Source organism: Dactylosporangium sp. NPDC051541 (assembly GCF_044454505.1).
GTDB lineage: Bacteria > Actinomycetota > Actinomycetes > Mycobacteriales > Micromonosporaceae > Dactylosporangium.
The window spans coordinates 1,333,269-1,351,021 of sequence record NZ_JBITDU010000001.1; the positions used below are offsets into that span (position 1 = coordinate 1,333,269).

Below are 17,753 nucleotides of genomic sequence, written 5' to 3' on the forward strand. Positions count from 1 at the left end.
CCGCCACCTCCGCAAGCTCCGGCGACGGCGCGAGTTCGCCGCGTCTCGGGTGCGCGGCCACTACGCTTCGCTTCGTACCGCTCACTGCCCGCCGTCCTTGAGCCGCAGGGGCGTGGCCCGGCCGAGGAGCCTGAGCACGAAGAGCACCGTGAGCAGCAGGCCGAGCACGGTCACGGCCAGGGCGATCGGCAGCGCGCCGAGGCCCGGCTCATACGTGAACGAGCCCGCCGGCGCACCGGCCGTCACCAGCGGTATCCCCGGCAGCATGACCAGCGCGCCCACGATGCCCGCGGCCAGCCCGACCACGAGGGGCAGGCCGAGCAGGGCACGGTACTCCCGGAACACCGCCCGCCGCAGCGGCCCGGCCCGCACCCCGGCGACCCGCAGCGCGGCCAGCTCGTACAGGCGGGCCCGCACCCCGACGTACGCGCTCAGCAGCACCACCCCGAGCGCCAGCAGGATCGCCGCGCCCCCGGCCAGCAGGTACAGCCACAGGCCGAGCGCGGGCGCCCGCCGGGCCAGCCGGTCGGTGTAGCCGGTGACCGACTCCGTCGCGAGGACCGGGATGCCCTGGGCGCCGAGCCGGGCGGCCAGGTCCGCGGGCGCGCCCGGGCCGGCCCACACCTCGTAGCGGAGGCCGCCGTTGTCGGCCAGGCTGGCGCTGCGCTCGGCCATCCGGGTGGCGTAGTCGAGGTCGAACATCAGGGCGCGGTGGCCGGCCCGCGGGAGGCTGTCGGTCCGGGCCGCGACCGTGAACGGCTGTGGCTGGTCGGAGAAGCCCGGCAGGCTGAACGCGCCCGCGCGGGCGTCGTCGGCCGGCGCGCCCCCGGCCAGGACCGCGGGCAGCGCGTCCGGCGTGTCCACATGCTCGACGACCGCGTCGGCCGGGTCGGCCCCGGACACGTCGACGCCCAGCGCCGCGCCCGCGCGCACGGTGACGGTCGCGCCGCCGCTCGCGCCCGGGCGGGCCTGCCAGCGCCCGGCCTGGTCGAAGCCGGGGCTGAGCGGCCGGCCGTCGCTGGTGAGGGTGTGCACGGCGACGGTCACCGCGAACGGGTCGCTGCCGCCGGCCGCCCGCCCGACCGCGAGCCCGATGAGCCGGCACTCGGTCGTGCAGCCGGTGAGCGCCGCGTGGTATGTCCGCGTGCCCTTCGCGAGGGCGCCCAGGGTCACGGTGCGCGGGGGCTGCCCCGGGTTGGCCACGACCGCGGCGAGGCGCAGCGCGGGCCTGGCCGGCAGCGCGTCGACGGTCACCTCGGCGCCGAGGTCCGGGCCCAGCCGCAGCGGCTCGGCGGCCGCCGGGTGCAGCCGGGCCGCGAGGCCGCCCACCTGGTCGCGGGAGTGCCCGCGCCAGAAGGCGACGTCGGCGAGCCGGTCGGCCTGGACGCCCAGCAGCTCGATGGGGCTGTTGTCGAAGCGCTGGCTGGCCCGGACCACCGCCATCGCGTGCTTGCCGGGGTCGGCCCGGGCCAGCGCCGCCTCGAGCGCGTCCGGGTGCGCGGCGTTGACCGTGTAGACCCGCTCGGCCCCGACGGCGTCCTCGGCCGCATCCCCGCGCGCCCGCGCGGCCGCGTCCCACGCGGTGGCCGCGAAGGACAGCAGCGCCACGGCCACCGTGAGCACGACGACGAGCCGCCCCCCGCCCGGGCGCCGCGACAGCTGGGCCGCGGACAGCAGCGCCACGATCCGCCCGCGGCGCCGGGCCAGCCGCAGCCGCGCGGCCGACCAGAGCCCGAGCAGCCGCGCGGCCGCGACCCCGAGCACCAGCGCCAGCAGCGGCGGGGCCAGCAGGGCCAGCGGCGACGTCCGGTCCCCGGCGGCCGCGACGAGACTGGCCGCGGCGAGCGCCACCACCACCCCCTCGGCCGCGCCCGCGCGCCACCCGCCGCGGGCCGGCACCCGCCGCAGCAGCCCCAGCACCGGCCGGGCGAGGGTTCGCCGGGCCGCCAGCAGCGCGGCGAGGACCCCGGCCACCAGCGCGATCCCGGCCGCCGCGAACACCGGCCAGCGCACCTCCGCGTGCACCCCGGGCGCCAGCAGCAGGTCCGCGGCCAGCTGGACGAGCCCGAGCCCGGCCACCAGCCCGACCGGTACCGCGGCCGCCGTCAGCAGCAGCATCTCCCCGAGCCCGAACCGCGCCGCCCGCCCGGCCGGATACCCGCGCAGCTTCGCCAGGGCGATCTCCGGCCCCCGCTCCTCGGTGAGCGACGCGACCAGCAGAAACAGCACAAACCAGCACAACAGCAGCAGGGGTACTGCGATGACGGGCGCCGTCCGCGCGATCGCCCGCTGATCTGTGTCGATGTCCCGCAGCACCGCCGGCAGCGTGGTGGTGACCTCGAGCTCGCGCCCGCGCATCGCGTCCCCGAGCGCCTGCAGGTCCTGCCGCAGCCCGGCGACGTCATCCAGGTGCACGCGGTCGGCGCGCAGCGGATACTCGAGCCGGGTCGTCAACGTCGCCGTCGGCTCCGCCCGCAGATCGTCCTCGGTGAGGCTGAACAGCGCGTCCGCGCGCTCCCCGGCACCGTCGGCGCCGGCGCTGAAATATGCGGTCCGTCCCCAATACGCGGCGTTCGCGTCGTGCGGGGAGTACACCCCGGAGATCTTGAAGCTTTTGTCCCTGCCACCGGGGACCGGACCCAGGTGCACGGCGATGACGTCGCCGGGTTTGAGCCGGTGCGCGTCGGCCGTCCGTTTGCTGACCGCGACCTCGCCCGGATTGTCCGGGCAGGCGCCGACGAGCGCGAGCTGCGCGCAGACGTCCTGCCGGTAGGCGAGCTTCGCCCCCGTCTGCGCGAACGTGACCTCCGTGTCGATGGCCGCGACGGGCCGGTCGAGCCGCTCGTCGAGCCGGTCGTCCTTGTCCAAGGCCGCGTTCATGGCCAGCCGGATCTCGGCCAGGTCCAGAAACGCGGCACTGTCTTTCGTACCCGTCGCCCCGACGGTGAGCCCGGTCGCGTCGGTGGACGCGGTGCCGAGCCCGTCGGTGAGGACGGATTGCTGCGCGGCCCGGCTGTACGCGGGGGTGAGCACGGCCGCCGTGGTCGCCACAACGGCGACCAGGAACACGACAACCGACCGCCCGCCCCGATACCGAATACCACGCAACATGACGGTCCAAGCCGTCACGCGGGCCCCCAATGAGCTGATCAAGCCGGAAGGTTAACGGCCAGACTGTACTTCCCGGCAGCTGTGTTTCCTGAACAGCGGGCTGGGGAGGCTTCGCCTCCACCCGCACCCCCTCACGGTCCGCGTCGGGCCGTTGCGGCCTTCAAGGGGTTGAGCCACAATCCGCGCTGCGTCTCCACCGCGGCCGGGAGGTCGGCCTTTACCTTCGCTGTCGCGCGCCCGGCTACGGGGTCGAGGCAGACGCATCCGCGCGCACGCGATCAGCTCGGGAACGACCTCGATCCGGCACAACGCGGCGCCCCAGCAGCACCGCGCGGACGCGACACAGATGGAGGCACGGACGCAAACGAACCCCGAGCGCAAGGGGCCGGCGCCCGGGCGCTGGACGTCGCGGGGCCGCGTGGAGTGGTGTGCGGGGCTCGGGGGCGGCGGCTCGGGCGGCGCGCGGGCGAATGGTCGTCGGCGGGGGCGTGCACCATGGAGCGCGTGCATGAGGCGGTGCGGGATGCGCGTGCGGCCGATCGCCCGACGCTGTTCCTGATGGTCGGTCTTCCCGGGGCGGGTAAGACGTTTCGAGCGCGGGAGCTGGCGGAGGAGCGTGGGGCCCTGCGGCTCACCCCCGACGACTGGGCGCTCTCCATCTTCGGCCAGGAAGACCGTCACCAGGAGCCCGGCGGCATGCGGTGGCGGCTGGAGGGGCGACTCATCGCGCTGGCCGTCGACGCGCTGCGCCTGCGGCTCAGTGTCGTTCTGGACTTCGGACTGTGGTCGCGCGACGAGCGTTCGGCCCTGCGCTGGATGGCCGCTGCGGTGGGAGCGTCATGCGAGATCGTGTACCTGCCGGTGGAGCGCGACGTGCAATGGAGCCGGATTCAGGACCGCTGGGAACACACGCCGGAGCAGACGTTTCCCATGGCCGAGGCGGAGCTCGACCCGTGGCGGGAGCAGTTCCAGGTGCCTGACGCCGGCGAGCTCTCCGGTTCGCGTCCGCCCGCGCCGCCGCCCGGGGATGCGAGCTGGTTCGACTGGGCAAGGCGATTCTGGCCCTCCCTCGCCGAGAGCCTGCACGGGCAACTCCCGCACAGCTGACCGCCGAGGACGGCGTGGCGGCCGCGAGGAAGCCGCGCGGGAGCGGGGTGGCGGCGCGTTCGCACCCGGCCCGCAGCGCCTAAGGTTAGCGACGTTCTTGAATGCCTGACACGGGAGGCCGGCATGGGGAAACGGGCTTTGGGTGCGGTCCTGGGCGTGGTTGTCGCGGTTGGGGTCGGGGGTGTCGCGGTGCCGGAGGCGGCGGCTGCGGGTGGGCCGGTCGTGTTGGCGGCCGGTGAGTACACGCTCTCGGCCGACTACCACCGATACGACGTGCTCAACAGCGCGTTGGTGGACGAACTGGGCACCGTGGCCGTGCACACCGTCATGGACAACGCCAACCATGACCGGGGCGCGGTCACCGACTCGCTCGGGGTGGCCGGGTATCAGGCCGGGTTCACGTTCGACAGCGGGGACAACGGTGACTGTGCCAACTATCCGCAGGGGATCACCACCAGCCGGGATGCGGTGGGCACGGCGGACGGCGGGAACTACGACGGGCATCAGCTGGTGCTCGTGAGCTGGTACACCAAGGATGGGTGCGACGGCGCGTCCGCGCGTAGCCGGATCACGCTCGTCGACTGGGACGCCACCTATCCCAACAAGTACCGCAAGATCCTGCTCGTCGAAGCCACCGGTACCCCCGCCGCTCCCAGCTTTCAGGACGTCAGGATCCATGCCGGCGGTGTGTCGTGGTACGGCGACTATCTGTACGTGGCCGACACCGGGCGCGGGATGCGGGTGTTCGACCTGCGCACGATCCTCAGGACGGACACCGGCGGCAGTGCGGACCGGATCGGGCGGCAGGCCGACGGAGCCACGTTCTACGCCCACAACTACGCGTATGTGCTGCCGCAGGTCGGGACCGTCACCGCGGCGACGACGTCGGGGACGCCGCTGGTCTGGTCGAGTATCTCGCTGGACCGGGTCAGCAAGTCGATCGTGATGAACGAGTTCACGTGCGCGTCCGGCTGCGCCGACTACCCCAACCGGGCGCCGCGGGCCGTGCGGTTCCCGTTCGCGGCCGGCCTGACCACCTTCGCCGCGGCCACGACCGCGTCGCAGGCGCTGCAGCTGCCCTGGTACAAGCTCAACGGGGTGGCCTCGCACAACGGGCGCTGGTGGTTCAACTCGTCCGGGGCCCGGCAGCTGTACTACTGGACGCCGGCCGACGGGGCGCATACGTATCCCTGGGTGACCGGCGGGGAGAGCATCAGTTACTGGGAGGACGCGGACGCCGCGGACCTGCTCTGGTCGCTGCAGGAGAGCGTCGGGCACCGGAATGTCTTCGCGGTGACTCAGGCGACCTACGGGGCCTGATTCGCGAGTACGCTCGCGTCGTTTTCAGGACCTGGGTGACGATGGGGAGAGAACGCAATGAGCGAGACCACGGCTGGGTTCCCGGCCCGCACCGACATCGACGATCCCGATCTGACCGGTGACGCACTGTCCACGGTCGAGCCGGCCTCCGGTGTGGTCGTACCGTCGCAGGGCGGCGCGCCCGCGCAGGAGCACTCGCGCTTCGACGAGGCGGCCGAGAAGGTCAGCGCGTTCGCCTCCACCACCGCGGACAAGGTCGGCGAGTTCGCGACCAGCACCGCGGCCGCGTCCGGGCGCGTCGCGTCGCAGGTCGTCGACCGGCTGCGCAACAACGCCGAGCTGACCGCCGACCGGGGCACCACGACGATCGCCGACGAGGTCGTCGAGAAGATCGCCGGCATCGCGGCCCGCAAGGTCGAGGGCGTCTACGACCTCGGCGGCGACGTCGCCCGGGTGTTCGCGGCCGTGCGGGACCGGATCGGGCTCGGCGACGACGAAAAGGAGAACGGCAACCGGGGCGTCACCGTGCGTCTCGAGGGCCGCAACGCGACCGTGCGCGTCACGCTCGTGATCGAGTACGGCTACGTCGTCTACTCCGTCGCCGAGAAGGTCCGGGCCCAGGTCATCGCCTCGGTCGAGAACCTGCTCGGCCTCGAGGTCACCGCGGTGGACATCGTGGTCGACGACGTGCACGTGGACGACCAGGACAAAGAGCCCAAAGCTGCTTAGGGGGTACTCCCTGATCCCGCGCCGGGCAACCGGCGCGGGTACCTTAGCGATCGTTCAGGTGGACCGCTAGCATCGTGGTATGGACGCCCACGACATCGCCGAGGGGCGCGCACGCTGGCAGCGCCGATACGACGAGGCCCGCAAGCGCGACGCCGACTTCAGCACGCTGTCCGGCTCGCCGGTGGAGCCGGTCTACGGGCCGCCCGCCGGGGCCGACGTGCCCGGGTTCGAGCGGATCGGCTGGCCCGGCGAGTATCCGTACACCCGCGGCCTGCACCCGACCGGATATCGCGGGCGCACGTGGACGATCCGGCAGTTCTCCGGGTTCGGCAACGCCCAGCAGACCAACGCGCGCTACAAGATGCTGCTCGGCGCGGGCGGGGGCGGGCTCTCCGTGGCCTTCGACATGCCGACGCTCATGGGCCGCGACTCCGACGAACCGCAGTCGCTGGGCGAGGTCGGGCACTGCGGGGTGGCGATCGACTCCGCGGCCGACATGGACATCCTCTTCGACGGCATCCCGCTCGCCGACGTGACCACCAGCATGACCATCTCCGGGCCGGCGGTGCCGGTGTTCTGCATGTATCTCGTCGCGGCCGAGCGGCAGGGGGCCGACCTGGCCAAGCTGGACGGCACGCTGCAGACCGACATCTTCAAGGAGTACATCGCGCAGAAGGAGTGGCTCTTCCCGCCCGAGCCGCACCTGCGCCTCATCGGCGACCTGATGGAGTACACCGGCGCCAACATCCCGCGCTACAAGCCGCTGTCCGTGTCCGGATACCACATCCGGGAGGCCGGCTCGACGGCCGCGCAGGAGCTCGCGTTCACCCTCGCCGACGGGTTCGGGTACGTCGAGCTCGGCCAGTCCCGGGGCCTGGACGTCAACGCGTTCGCGCCCGGGCTGAGCTTCTTCTTCGACGCCCACGTCGACTTCTTCGAGGAGATCGCCAAGTTCCGGGCCGCGCGCCGGATCTGGGCCCGGTGGCTGCGTGACGTCTACGGCGCGACCAGTGAGAAGGCGCTCTGGCTGAAGTTCCACACGCAGACCGCGGGCGTGTCGCTGACCGCGCAGCAGCCCTACAACAACGTCGTGCGCACCGCCGTCGAGGCGCTCGCGGCCGTGCTCGGGGGCACCAACTCGCTGCACACCAACGCGCTCGATGAGACCCTGGCCCTGCCGACCGACGAGGCGGCCGAGATCGCGCTGCGCACCCAGCAGGTGCTCATGGAGGAGACCGGCGTCACCAACGTCGCCGACCCGCTCGGCGGCGCCTGGTATGTCGAGGCCCTCACCGACCGCATCGAGGCCGAGGCCGAGGCCATCTTCCAGCGCATCCGCGACATGGGCCAGGACGGCTCCATCACGGCCGGCATCCTGCGCGGGATCGAGGACGGCTGGTTCATGAGCGAGATCGCCGACTCCGCCTTCATCTACCAGCAGGCCCTCGAGAAGGGCGACAAGCGGGTCGTCGGGGTCAACGTGCACACCGGCTCGCTCACCCGCGACCTGGACATCCTGCGGGTCTCGCACGAGGTCGAGGTCGAGCAGAACCGGCTCCTCGGCGCCCGCCGCGGCGACCGGGACAACGCGCTGGTCAAGGCGCGGATCGAGCGCATGGTCGCGGCCGCGCGGGGCGGGGACAACATGATCCCGTCGATGCTCGACGCGTGCCGGGCCGAGGCGACGCTCGGCGAGATCTGCGGCGCGTTGAAGGACGAGTGGGGCATCTATCGCGAACCCGCCCGTTTCTAGGCACCAACCGCGTTACCGAAACGCAATACAAGACCGCAACCGGTTTCACCCCCCGCTGGTCTTCTAACGACGACCTTGACCAACGGGGGAGGGGCTTTGCTGGCTCTCGTGCTCGCAGCGTTGCGTGCCCGGCGCGTCCAGGCTCTGACGTTGGTGCTGCTCAGCACCCTCGCCGCGGCCGCCGCGGCGGCGTCGCCGTGGTACGTGCTGGCCTCCACGGAGCGGATCGCCACGCGGCACGTGGAGAGCGCCCCGATCCAGGAGCGGTCCCTCGAAGCGATCGGTGAGGGTGTGGTCGAGGGTGGGTCGGTCGAGGCCCAGCTGGCCGCCAGCGCCCAGCTGACCGAGCGCATCGTGGGACTGCGCGGGTTCGTGACGTACACCCAGGCCTATCTGCCCGGGCAGGCGACCACCGGCAGCGGGAAGTCCAGCGGCGGTGCGGCCACCGGCGGCACGGACGCCCGCAGCTCCGACTCCCAGCTCGTCACCCGCACCGACGCCTGCACCCACGCGACCTTCGAGGGCCGGTGCCCGGCCGCCGCCGACGAGGTCGCGGTCAGCTACCGCACCGCCCGCTGGCTGCGGGTCAAGGCCGGCGACACGCTGACCTACGCCGCGTCCGGGCTGCCCCGGCCGCTGGAGCTGAAGGTCGTCGGCGTCTACCGGCCCGACGACGCCAACTCGCCGTTCTGGACCAGCGACAACAACCTGGTCGCCAAGACCCTGCCGACCAGCGCCGCGCCGGAGATCACCGAGCCGGTCGACGATGCGATGCTGGCCGCGCCCGCGCTGTTCGACAAGAGCCTGGCCACGATCTCGATCCGCACGGCCGTCGACATGGTCGCGCAGCCGCGGCTGCTGGTCGACAACGCGCCCGAGGACGTCGCCGCGCGCATCGCCGGCGCCACCGTCGAGGCCGGCAACAATCGGCTGACCCTCAACACCCAGCTGCCCGCGACGGTCGACAAGGTCCAGCGGGACCGGCGGCTGGTGTCGCTGGGCGTGCCGGTCGGCGCCTTCCAGCTGCTCGTGCTGTGCTGGTTCGCGCTGTACCTCGCGGTCAAGTACACCGGCGAGGAGCGGCGCCCGGACATCGGGCTGGTGAAGCTGCGCGGCGCCACCCGCACCCGCACCTGGGCCCTGGTGAGCGGGCAGAGCGCCCTGCCGATGCTGGCCGGCGCCATCCTGGGGCTGCCGATCGGCTACGCCGCCGCGACCGCGATCACCGGGACCATCAAGGACTCCGCGGTCACCGCGCAGGCGGCCGGGCTGTCGGTGGGCGCGGCCGCGGTGGCCGTCATCGGCGCGCTGCTGGCCGCCCTGCTGGCCGAGCGGCGCTCGCTGTCCTCCAGCGTGTCGGAGCTGCTGCGCCAGGCCTCGGCCCGTTCGCGGGTCTGGCGCGACCTGTTCGACCTGCTGCTGGTCGCGCTCGCGATCGTCGCCGTCTACCAGGTCAAGCACCGCGCCTCCGGCGACGCGGCCGGCCTGGCCCTGCTCGCGCCCGGCCTCGCCGCGCTGGCCTTCGCGCTGGTCGCGGCCCGCCTCATCACGTTCACCGCGAGCCGGATGGTCGAGGGCGCGCTGCGGCACGGGCACCCGGCCCGCGCGCTCACCGCGATCTACCTGGCCCGCCGCCCCGGCGTCCACCGGCTCGCGGCCCTCATGATCGCGACCGTGGCCCTGCTCACCACGTCGGCCCTGACCTGGAACGCCGGGCGGGTCGACGGCGCGACCCGGGCCCAGATCGAGGTCGGCGCCGACCGGGTGCTGACCGTGCGGGCCGAGAACCGCCTCGCGCTGCTCACCGCGGTCCGCACGGCTGACCCGGGCGGCGAGCACGCGATGGCCGCGGTGGAGTCGGTGGTCAGCGGCAACGACCGCGTCCTGCTGGTCGACAGCCCGCGGCTGGCCAAGGTGGCGACCTGGCGCCCGGAGTACGGCCTCAGCGCGGCCCGGACGGCGGCCCTGCTGCACCCGGAGGCGCCCGCGCCGGTCACCGTGACCGGCGGGGACCTGACCGTCGAGCTGACCAACACCTTCACGACACCGGAGCCGAGCCGGGTGGTGTACCTCGACGTCGTCCTCGCCGACCCGAAGGGCACGCGGGTCGCGGCCCGGCTCGGCCCGCTCGCCGAGGGCCGGCAGACCCTGCGGGCGCCGCTGCCGGGGTGCGCGGCCGCGCCCGGCTGCCGGCTCAGCTCACTGCAGATCATGCAGACCACCCAGGAGCAGAAGATCTTCTTCTCCGCCCGGCCCGGGGTCGACCTGGTCGTGCACAGCATCACCGCGGACGGCCGGCCGGCGGTCGGCAAGGACCTGCTCACCGACCGGACCAAGTGGCGCCTCGGCGTCAACGGCAACCCGCCGAACCTCATCGCCGGCCCGGACGCCGACGGGCTGCGGCTGACCGTCGCCCCGATCCGCAGCAGCGGCATCACCGACCCGGGCGTCTACCCGATCGACACCCCGGCCCCGCTGGCCAGCGTCCGGGCCACGAAGCTGCAGCCGCGGCTGGTCGGCGACCAGCGGGTCAGCTTCGGCTCCGTCTCGATGTCCGAGCAGATCGCCGGCACCGCCCGGGCCCTGCCCCGGCTGGGCGACCGCGGCGTGCTGCTCGACCTGGAATACGCGGACCGGCTCGGCGCCGACTTCGGCGCGGGGGAGTCGCTGCAGGTCTGGCTCAACGCGGGCGCGCCCGGCGACATCGTCAAGCGGCTGCAGGACCAGGGCGTGACCGTGCTCGGCGACGAGTCGATCAACGGCGTCACCGAGCTCTACGCGTCGTTCGGCCCGCCGCTGACCCTGCAGTTCATGCTGCTGTCGGCGATCGTCGGGCTGGCCCTGGCCATCGGCTCCGCCTCCGTCGTCGCCGCCGTCGAGCGAAGGCCGAGAGCCCGGGAGCTGGGCGCGCTGCGCACCCAGGGCGCGCCGGCCCGGCTGGTCGCCCGGGTGGGCCGCGAGGGGTACCTCGTGCTGGCCCTCACCTCGCTGGTGCTGGGCCTGATCCTGGCCGCGGTGATCCACGCCTACATCGGCGACGTCCTGCCCTACTTCGCCGACGGTTGGAGCAAGCCGTGAGGGGTTCGCAGCGGAGCGAAGAGGCCCCTCACCAGGGGTGCAGCTCGGCGATCACGTCGACGCCGGAGCTTGCGGAGGTGGCGGCGTGAGGGGTTCGCAGCGGAGCGAAGAGGCCCCTCACCAGGGGTGCAGCTCGGCGATCACGTCGACGCCGGAGCTTGCGGAGGTGGCGGCGTGATCGGGCTGGTGCTGTCGATGGTCAGGGCCCGGCCGGGGCAGGCGCTCACCGCGTTCTTGCTCGCCGTGTTTGCGCTGGCCGCCGCGGTCAGTGCGCCGGTGTACTCCGCGACCGCCGACCGGGCCGTGGTGCGCAGCGAGGTGCAGTCGGCGCCGATCGGTGACCGGGTCGTGCAGGCCCGGCGGACCTCGCCGTCGCCCACCGACCGGGACTTCGAGAACGTGCTGCCGCAGCTGTTCAACGGCAACGGGTTCAGCAGCGTGTTCAGCACCGAGTTCGACACGCTGATCGTGCCGGCGGCCCAGGAGGGCGCGGAGATCGCACCGCGGTTCGTCTACCGCGACGACCTCTGCTCCCACGTGCGGATCACCGCCGGCCGCTGCTTCATCAGCGAGACCGAGGTCGTCCTCAGCCCGGCCCAGGCCGACAAGCTCAAGCTCCGCCTCGGCGACACGTTCCCGGCGACCTTCGCGAAAGTCTCGTCGGAGGGCGACTACGTCGCGGCCGGCCCGCCGCTCGAGCTGACCCTCGTCGGCACCTACGAACCGCTGAACAAGTCCGAGCAGTACTGGTCCGACCTGGACTACTTCAACCCGCGCTCCAGCAACCGCTACACCACCGAGCCGATGTTCGCCGGCCGGCTGACCCTCGAGGCGGTGCCCCAGCACGGTCCGGAGCGCCAGGCCCTCGACGTCGTCATCGACGACTCGGCGATCAGCCGGGAGTCGCTGGACGCCATCAACGCCCAGGTGCAGACCGGCAAGCAGAAGCTCGAGGCGCTGCCCGGCCGGCCGGTCGTCAGCACCGGGCTGCCCAACCTGCTCAAGCGGATCGACGGCGACCGCAGCCTCGTCGCCCAGGTCGTGCCCGTGGCGGCGGTACCCCTCGTGCTGCTCTGCTGGTTCGTGCTCTTCATCGCGGTGGCCGCCGCCACCCAGGAGCGGCGCCTGGAGCTGGGCCTGTTCTCGCTGCGGGGCATCACCGCGCCGCGGCGCTGGTGGCTCGCGGCCGGCGAGAGCATCGTGCCGATCCTGGTCGGCGCGGTCGCCGGCTTCTTCCTCGGCCACTACCTGGTCCGCCTGGCCGCGTACCTGCTGCTGAGCGCCTCCTCCGACGTGCCGATCAAGGCCGGGCTCAACCTGTGGGCGGCCGCCGCCCTCGGCGGTTCGCTCGTCGCCGCGCTGCTGGCTCAGCGGGCCGAGCTGGCCAAGCGGACCGTCGACCTGCTGCGCAACGTCCCCAGCCGGGTCTCGCGCTGGAACGCGCCGGTGTTCGAGGTCGTCATCGTGGTCCTGGCCGCCGTCTCGGTCGTGCAGCTGCGCCGGGGCGGCAGCGGACTCACCGGCTTCGCGCTGGTCGCCCCGTCGGCCGTGGTGATCGCGGTGGCGCTGGTGGCGGCCCGGCTGGTGCTGCCGATCGCCGAGCGGATCGGCCGCCGGGCCGCGCGCCGGGGCCGGATCGGGCCGATGCTGGCCGCCTACGCGCTGTCGCGGCGCCCCGGCACCCAGCGCGTCCTCGCGCTCTTCGTCGTCGCGATCGGCCTCACCGTCTTCGCCGCCACCGCGGCCAGCGCGGCCGGCGACGCCCGCAACCGCCGGGCCCAGGTCGAGCTGGGCGCGACCCGGGTGCTCACCATCGACCCCCTCAGCCGGTCGTCGATGCTGGCCAAGGTCCGCGCGGTCGACCCGGACGGCAAGTTCGCGATGGCCACGGCGATGCTGCCGGTCTCCGAGGACAACGTGCCGCCGATGCTGGCCGTCGACAGCCGCGCGCTGGCGTCGGCCGCGCTGTGGAGCGACACCAAGATCTCCGCACAGGAGGCGCACGAGCTGCTGCACCCGGACACGCCGCGAGAGTCCATCACGGTCGACAACAAGGAACTGTCGCTCGACGTCACCGTCACGAACCTCGTCGACGCGTTCCGGGTGCACTGGGTCGCGGTCGTCGTGCCCGAGGACGGCACCGACGTCGGCCGGGTCGACCTCGGCAAGGTGGTCACCGGGCGGCAGACGTACGTGCGCAACCTGCCGATGTGCGTCAACAAGTGCCGGCTCGCGGCCATCGAACTGGAGCAGCCCGAGGGCCGCGGCTTCGACGCCGACATGGTGGTGCACAGCCTCAGCCAGCACGACCAGAAGATCGTCGACGAGGCCGCGTTCTCCCGGGCCGACGACTGGCGGGTGCCGGAGACGCCGGGGCCGAAGCTGCTCGTGCCCGACCTGGGCGGGCAGTCCGACGGGCTGCGGGCGACGATCTCCGGGTACAAGGGCGCCGACACCGCGTTCCGGATCATGCCGACCGACGCGCCCTCGCCGCTGCCGGTGATCGCGGCCCGCACGGCCGGGCTCAGCGACCACATGACTGGCTTCGACGAGTCGCGGGTCGCGATCGACATCGCGGGCGAGGTCGAGACCGTGCCGCGGCTGGGCTACAGCGGCGGCATCGTCGACATGGAGTACGCCGAGCGGCTGGCGACGGACGGCGGCGACACCGAGTACGCCCAGATCTTCCTCGGCCCGAACGCGCCCGCGGACGTCGTCGACCGGCTGCGCAAGCAGGGCATCACGGTGAACGGCGACCGGGCGATCGGGCCGGTCCGCGACGTGCTCGACGAGCAGGGCCCGGCGATCGCGCTGCGCTTCCACGAGCTGGCCGGCGTCCTCGCGGTGATCCTGGCCGTCGGCGCGCTGTGGCTGGTCGCGAGCCTCGACCGGCTGCGCCGCGCGGGCGAGCTGCGGGCGCTGCGGGCCCAGGGCGTCGCGCGCCGCGACGCCGCCGCCAACGGCTACCTGGCCCTGGTCGGCACGGCCGCGGTCCTCGCACCGTTCGCGGCCCTGGCCAGCTGGCTGCTGGTGCGCGAGTATCTTCCGGTGTTCAGCGACAACCCACAGGGCTTCGAGGCCTCATACTGGCCGTCACCCCTTCCGGTCGCCGTCGCCTGGGGGGCGGGCGCGGCCCTGCTCGCCGTCGCGGCGATCATCGCCGGGGCGCGCCTGCGATCCGCGACACAGCTCAGGCGATAGGGGCGAGGTGGCGGTGGGCTCGATGTGGGCTTCGGCGAGAGCGCGCGGGTCGAACGCCGCGCCTGCGCGCCTCGCGCCTCGCGCCTCGCGACGAGGGCCTGGCGGCGGGGCGGGGGCTGGGGGCTTTGAGCTGTGGGCTGTGGGCTTGTGCTGTGGGCTTGTGTGCTGTGGGCGAAGCTACGAGGGCGGAGCGAAGCGATGAGGGCTGAAGGGATGGGGACGCGGTGAACGGATTGGCGGTCGCCTGCCGGCGGGTCGTGCACATCTACCGGGCCGAGGCGGGTGACGTCGTCGCCCTGGCCGGGGTGGACCTCTCGATCGGGCCGGGTGAGACGCTGGCGCTCGTCGGGCCGTCCGGCTCCGGCAAGTCGACGCTCATCGCGCTGCTCGCCGGGCTCATGCGCCCGTCGGCCGGGCGGGTCAACATCGGCACCTACGACATGGGCAAGCTGTCCGACGGCGAGATCGCCCGGCTGCGCGGCACCGAGATCGGCGTGGTGCTGCAGGGCGCGGCCCGCAACCTGCTGCCCTACGCGTCGCTGCACCGCAACATCTGGCTGGCCCAGCGGCGGGCGGCCCGGACCGAGGGCATCAAGCTCGACGACCCCGACCGCATCCTCGACCTCGTCGGCCTGCCCGGGCTCGGCCGGGCCCGGATCGACGAGCTCGCCCCCGGCGCCCGGCAGCGCGCCGCGCTCGCCGTCGGGATCGCGGCCGGGCCCGGGCTGCTGCTCGTCGACGAGCCGACCAGCCAGCTCGACACGCACGGCCGCGACGAGGTCCTCGAGGCCCTCGAGACCGTCAACCGGGAGCGCAACACCACGATCGTCGTCGTCACCCACGACGGCGACGTCGGCACCCGGCTCGGGCGCGCGGTGACCATCCGCGACGGGCGGGTCGGCGCGGAAGGACGCGATGGCCAGGACTTCGCGGTGGTCGCGGGCGACGGGACAGTACAACTGCCGCCTGAGGTTCTCGGCGACTTCCCGCCGGGGACGCTCTTCACCGTCGAGCACATCGACGGGTCCGTGACGCTGGTGGCGGGTGGATCCGACCGGTCACTTGCGGCAGACCACCACGGGCACGTGCAAAACTAGGGCCATGACCGACCCACGCCAGTCTCAGTCGATCTTCACCCGCGGGGCGGTGGACCTCGGCGCCCTGGCCGCGAGGAACGCGGCCGCCGCGCAGCGGCCCGCCCAGCCCGACGGCGTCCCCGCGCCCGCCGCCGGGGCCAACGTGATCGAGGTCACGGAGGCCACCTTCCAGCCGGACGTCATCGAGCGTTCGCTGACGGTGCCGGTCGTCATCGACTTCTACGTCGCCGGGAGCGCGCCGGACCAGCAGTTCTCCCCGCTGCTGACGAACCTGGCGGCCGAGGGCGACGGGGCGTGGGTGCTCGCCCGGGTCGACATCGAGACCAGCCCCCGGCTGGCGCAGATGTTCCGGATCCAGAACATCCCGTTCGTCGTGGCGATCGTCGGCGGGCAGCCCGTCGACGCGTTCAACCAGGCGCTGCCCGAGCCGCACCTGCGCCAGTGGATCGACGCCGTGCTCAAGGCGGCCGGGGTCGAGGTCGAGGCGGCCGAGGACCCGCGGATGCTCGCCGCCGACGACGCCATGGCCGACGGTGACCTCGAGGCCGCCGAGGCCGCCTACCGCAAGATCCTCGACGAGACCCCGGGCGACATCGTCGCCGAGTCCGGCCTGGCCCAGGTCGGCCTGCTGCGCCGCACCGAGGGCGCCGACCTGGCCGGCGTGCTGGCCGCGGCCCAGGCCGCCCCCGACGACGTCGCCGCGCAGCTGCTCGCGGCCGACGTCGAGGTCCTGACCGGCGAGGCCGACCAGGCCTACACGCGCCTGGTCACCCTCATCCGCCGCACGGCGGGCGACGACCGCGAGACCGTGCGCAAGCACCTCGTCTCGCTGTTCACCGTCGCCGGCCCCGACGACCCCGCGGTCGCCAAGGCCCGCCGGGCACTGGCGAGCGCGCTCTTCTAGAGGCGCCCGACGTGCGCCGGATCGCCGTCGTCGACGCGCCGAGCAACCTGGGCCTGCGGCCACCGACCGCGAGCTCGGTGCCCGGCTGCGCCAAGGCGCCCGGCGCACTGCGCGACCACAACCTGCTGACCCGCCTCGGCGCCCGCGACGCCGGCTGCATCACCCCGCCCCGGTACGACCCGGCGGGGTGGCAGCCCGGCGACGGCGTGGCCCAGTCGGCCGAGATCGCCGTGTTCGTCAAGCGCCTCGCCGACCGCATCGGCTCCGTCCTCGCCGGCGGCGACTTCCCGCTCGTGCTCGGCGGCGACTGCTCCATCCTCCTCGGCGCCGGCCTCGCCATGCGCCGCCACCAGCACGAGGCCGGCGGGCGCATCGGCCTCGTCTACGTCGACGGGCACTCCGACTTCCGCCACGAGGGCAACGCCTCCTACGTCGGCGCCGCGGCCGGCGAGGCCCTCGCCCTCGCCACCGGGCGCGGCCAGGCCAACCTCGCCTCGATCGAGCAGCGCCGCCCCTACTTCCGCGACGTCGACGTGGCCCTGCTCGGCATCCGCACCCACGACGAGTACCGGCTCGACCTGCAGGCCGCCGGCATCGTCGCCCGCGCCGTGCCGGAGCTCCGCTCGGACGGGGCCGCCCGGTCGGCGCAGTGGGCCCGCGACCAGCTGCGCGACTGCGCCGGGTTCTGGGTGCACATCGACGTGGACGTGCTCGACCCGGCCGTGATGCCCGCCGTCGACGCCCCCGACGTGGGCGGAATCGCCTACCGGGAGCTGGAGATCCTCATCTCCGGGCTGGTGTCCGATCCGCGCTGCCTCGGGGCGCAGGTCACGGTGTTCGACCCGGACTACGACCCGGACGGGCAGTACGCGGCCGAGGTCGCCGACGTGCTCGTCGCCGGGCTGGAGCCGCTGATCACGTCGTCGGCGCTGGTGGCGGCCTCACCCGACCCGGTCATCTCGGCGCCGCCGTTCGCGGCTCCGGTGTCGGCGCCGCCGTTCTCCGCCCCGCCTCTGAACACACCGCTGGCCCGGCCGCTGCCGCCGCTGGTCGTACCGCCCCCGCCCGCGCTTGTCCCCCCGCCCGAGCCCGGCTACCCGCCCGCGCCTGTTGCCGCGCCCGCGCCTGACCACCTTTCGCCGCCTGCGTCCGCGCCTGCTTCCGCGCCCGCGTCCGTTTATCCGCCTGCGCCTGCGCCTGCGCCTGTTTCCGCGCCCGCGCCCGACCACCTTTCGCCGCCTGTCTCCGCGCCCGCGCCTGTTTCCGCGCCCGTTTCCGCGCCCGCGCCCGTTTCCGGGCCCGCGTCCGTTTACCCGCCTGCGCCTGCGTCCGCGCCCGACCACCTTTCGCCGCCTGTCTCCGCGCCCGCGCCTGCGCCCGTTTCCGTGCCCGCGTCCGGGCCTGTTTCCGCGTCCACGCCTGTCTCTGCGCCCGTGTCCGGTGCTGGGGTGGG

At 73.7% G+C, this 17,753-nt stretch carries 9 protein-coding genes and 1 pseudogene; 9 read left to right on the forward strand and 1 reads right to left on the reverse strand.

What is annotated here, in order from left to right; genetic code table 11:
* Positions 1 to 81: 81 nt before the first annotated feature.
* Positions 82 to 3,153, reverse strand: coding sequence for an FtsX-like permease family protein (locus tag ACIA8L_RS06110; protein WP_395900961.1), 3,072 nt, complete (start codon positions 3,151 to 3,153; stop codon positions 82 to 84).
* A gap of 462 nt (positions 3,154 to 3,615) precedes the next feature.
* On the opposite strand from ACIA8L_RS06110, the gene ACIA8L_RS06115 reads away from it, so the two are divergent.
* From ACIA8L_RS06115 to ACIA8L_RS06155, 9 genes and pseudogenes are all read left to right on the forward strand, one after another.
* Positions 3,616 to 4,218 (forward strand): AAA family ATPase, encoded by a 603-nt coding sequence (locus ACIA8L_RS06115; protein ID WP_395900963.1) that lies wholly within the window; start codon positions 3,616 to 3,618, stop codon positions 4,216 to 4,218.
* Positions 4,219 to 4,341: 123 nt separating this feature from the next.
* On the forward strand, positions 4,342 to 5,538 hold the full coding sequence (locus tag ACIA8L_RS06120) for a hypothetical protein (RefSeq protein WP_395900965.1): 1,197 nt from the start codon (positions 4,342 to 4,344) through the stop codon (positions 5,536 to 5,538).
* 57 nt (positions 5,539 to 5,595) lie between these two features.
* Positions 5,596 to 6,267 carry an Asp23/Gls24 family envelope stress response protein gene (locus ACIA8L_RS06125; protein WP_395900968.1) on the forward strand — a complete coding sequence of 224 codons (672 nt, stop codon included), beginning with the start codon at positions 5,596 to 5,598 and terminating at the stop codon, positions 6,265 to 6,267.
* Between the two features lie 79 nt (positions 6,268 to 6,346).
* Complete coding sequence (locus ACIA8L_RS06130) at positions 6,347 to 8,020, forward strand: methylmalonyl-CoA mutase (RefSeq protein ID WP_395900970.1); 1,674 nt, start codon at positions 6,347 to 6,349, stop codon at positions 8,018 to 8,020.
* A 108-nt stretch (positions 8,021 to 8,128) separates the two neighbouring features.
* On the forward strand, positions 8,129 to 11,098 hold the full coding sequence (locus ACIA8L_RS06135; RefSeq protein WP_395900972.1) for an FtsX-like permease family protein: 2,970 nt from the start codon (positions 8,129 to 8,131) through the stop codon (positions 11,096 to 11,098).
* Positions 11,099 to 11,272: 174 nt separating this feature from the next.
* The gene (locus tag ACIA8L_RS06140) at positions 11,273 to 14,299 is read left to right on the forward strand and encodes an ABC transporter permease (protein ID WP_395900974.1); all 3,027 of its coding nucleotides are present in this window, start codon (positions 11,273 to 11,275) and stop codon (positions 14,297 to 14,299) included.
* A gap of 224 nt (positions 14,300 to 14,523) precedes the next feature.
* Positions 14,524 to 15,396: an ABC transporter ATP-binding protein gene (locus ACIA8L_RS06145; protein WP_395900976.1), complete on the forward strand. Its 873-nt coding sequence runs from the start codon at positions 14,524 to 14,526 to the stop codon at positions 15,394 to 15,396.
* Between the two features lie 4 nt (positions 15,397 to 15,400).
* Positions 15,401 to 16,300, forward strand: coding sequence for a tetratricopeptide repeat protein (locus ACIA8L_RS06150; RefSeq protein ID WP_395900978.1), 900 nt, complete (start codon positions 15,401 to 15,403; stop codon positions 16,298 to 16,300).
* Between the two features lie 11 nt (positions 16,301 to 16,311).
* Positions 16,312 to 17,439: pseudogene (locus tag ACIA8L_RS06155) on the forward strand (arginase family protein); the annotation flags it as partial.
* Positions 17,440 to 17,753 lie beyond the last annotated feature (314 nt).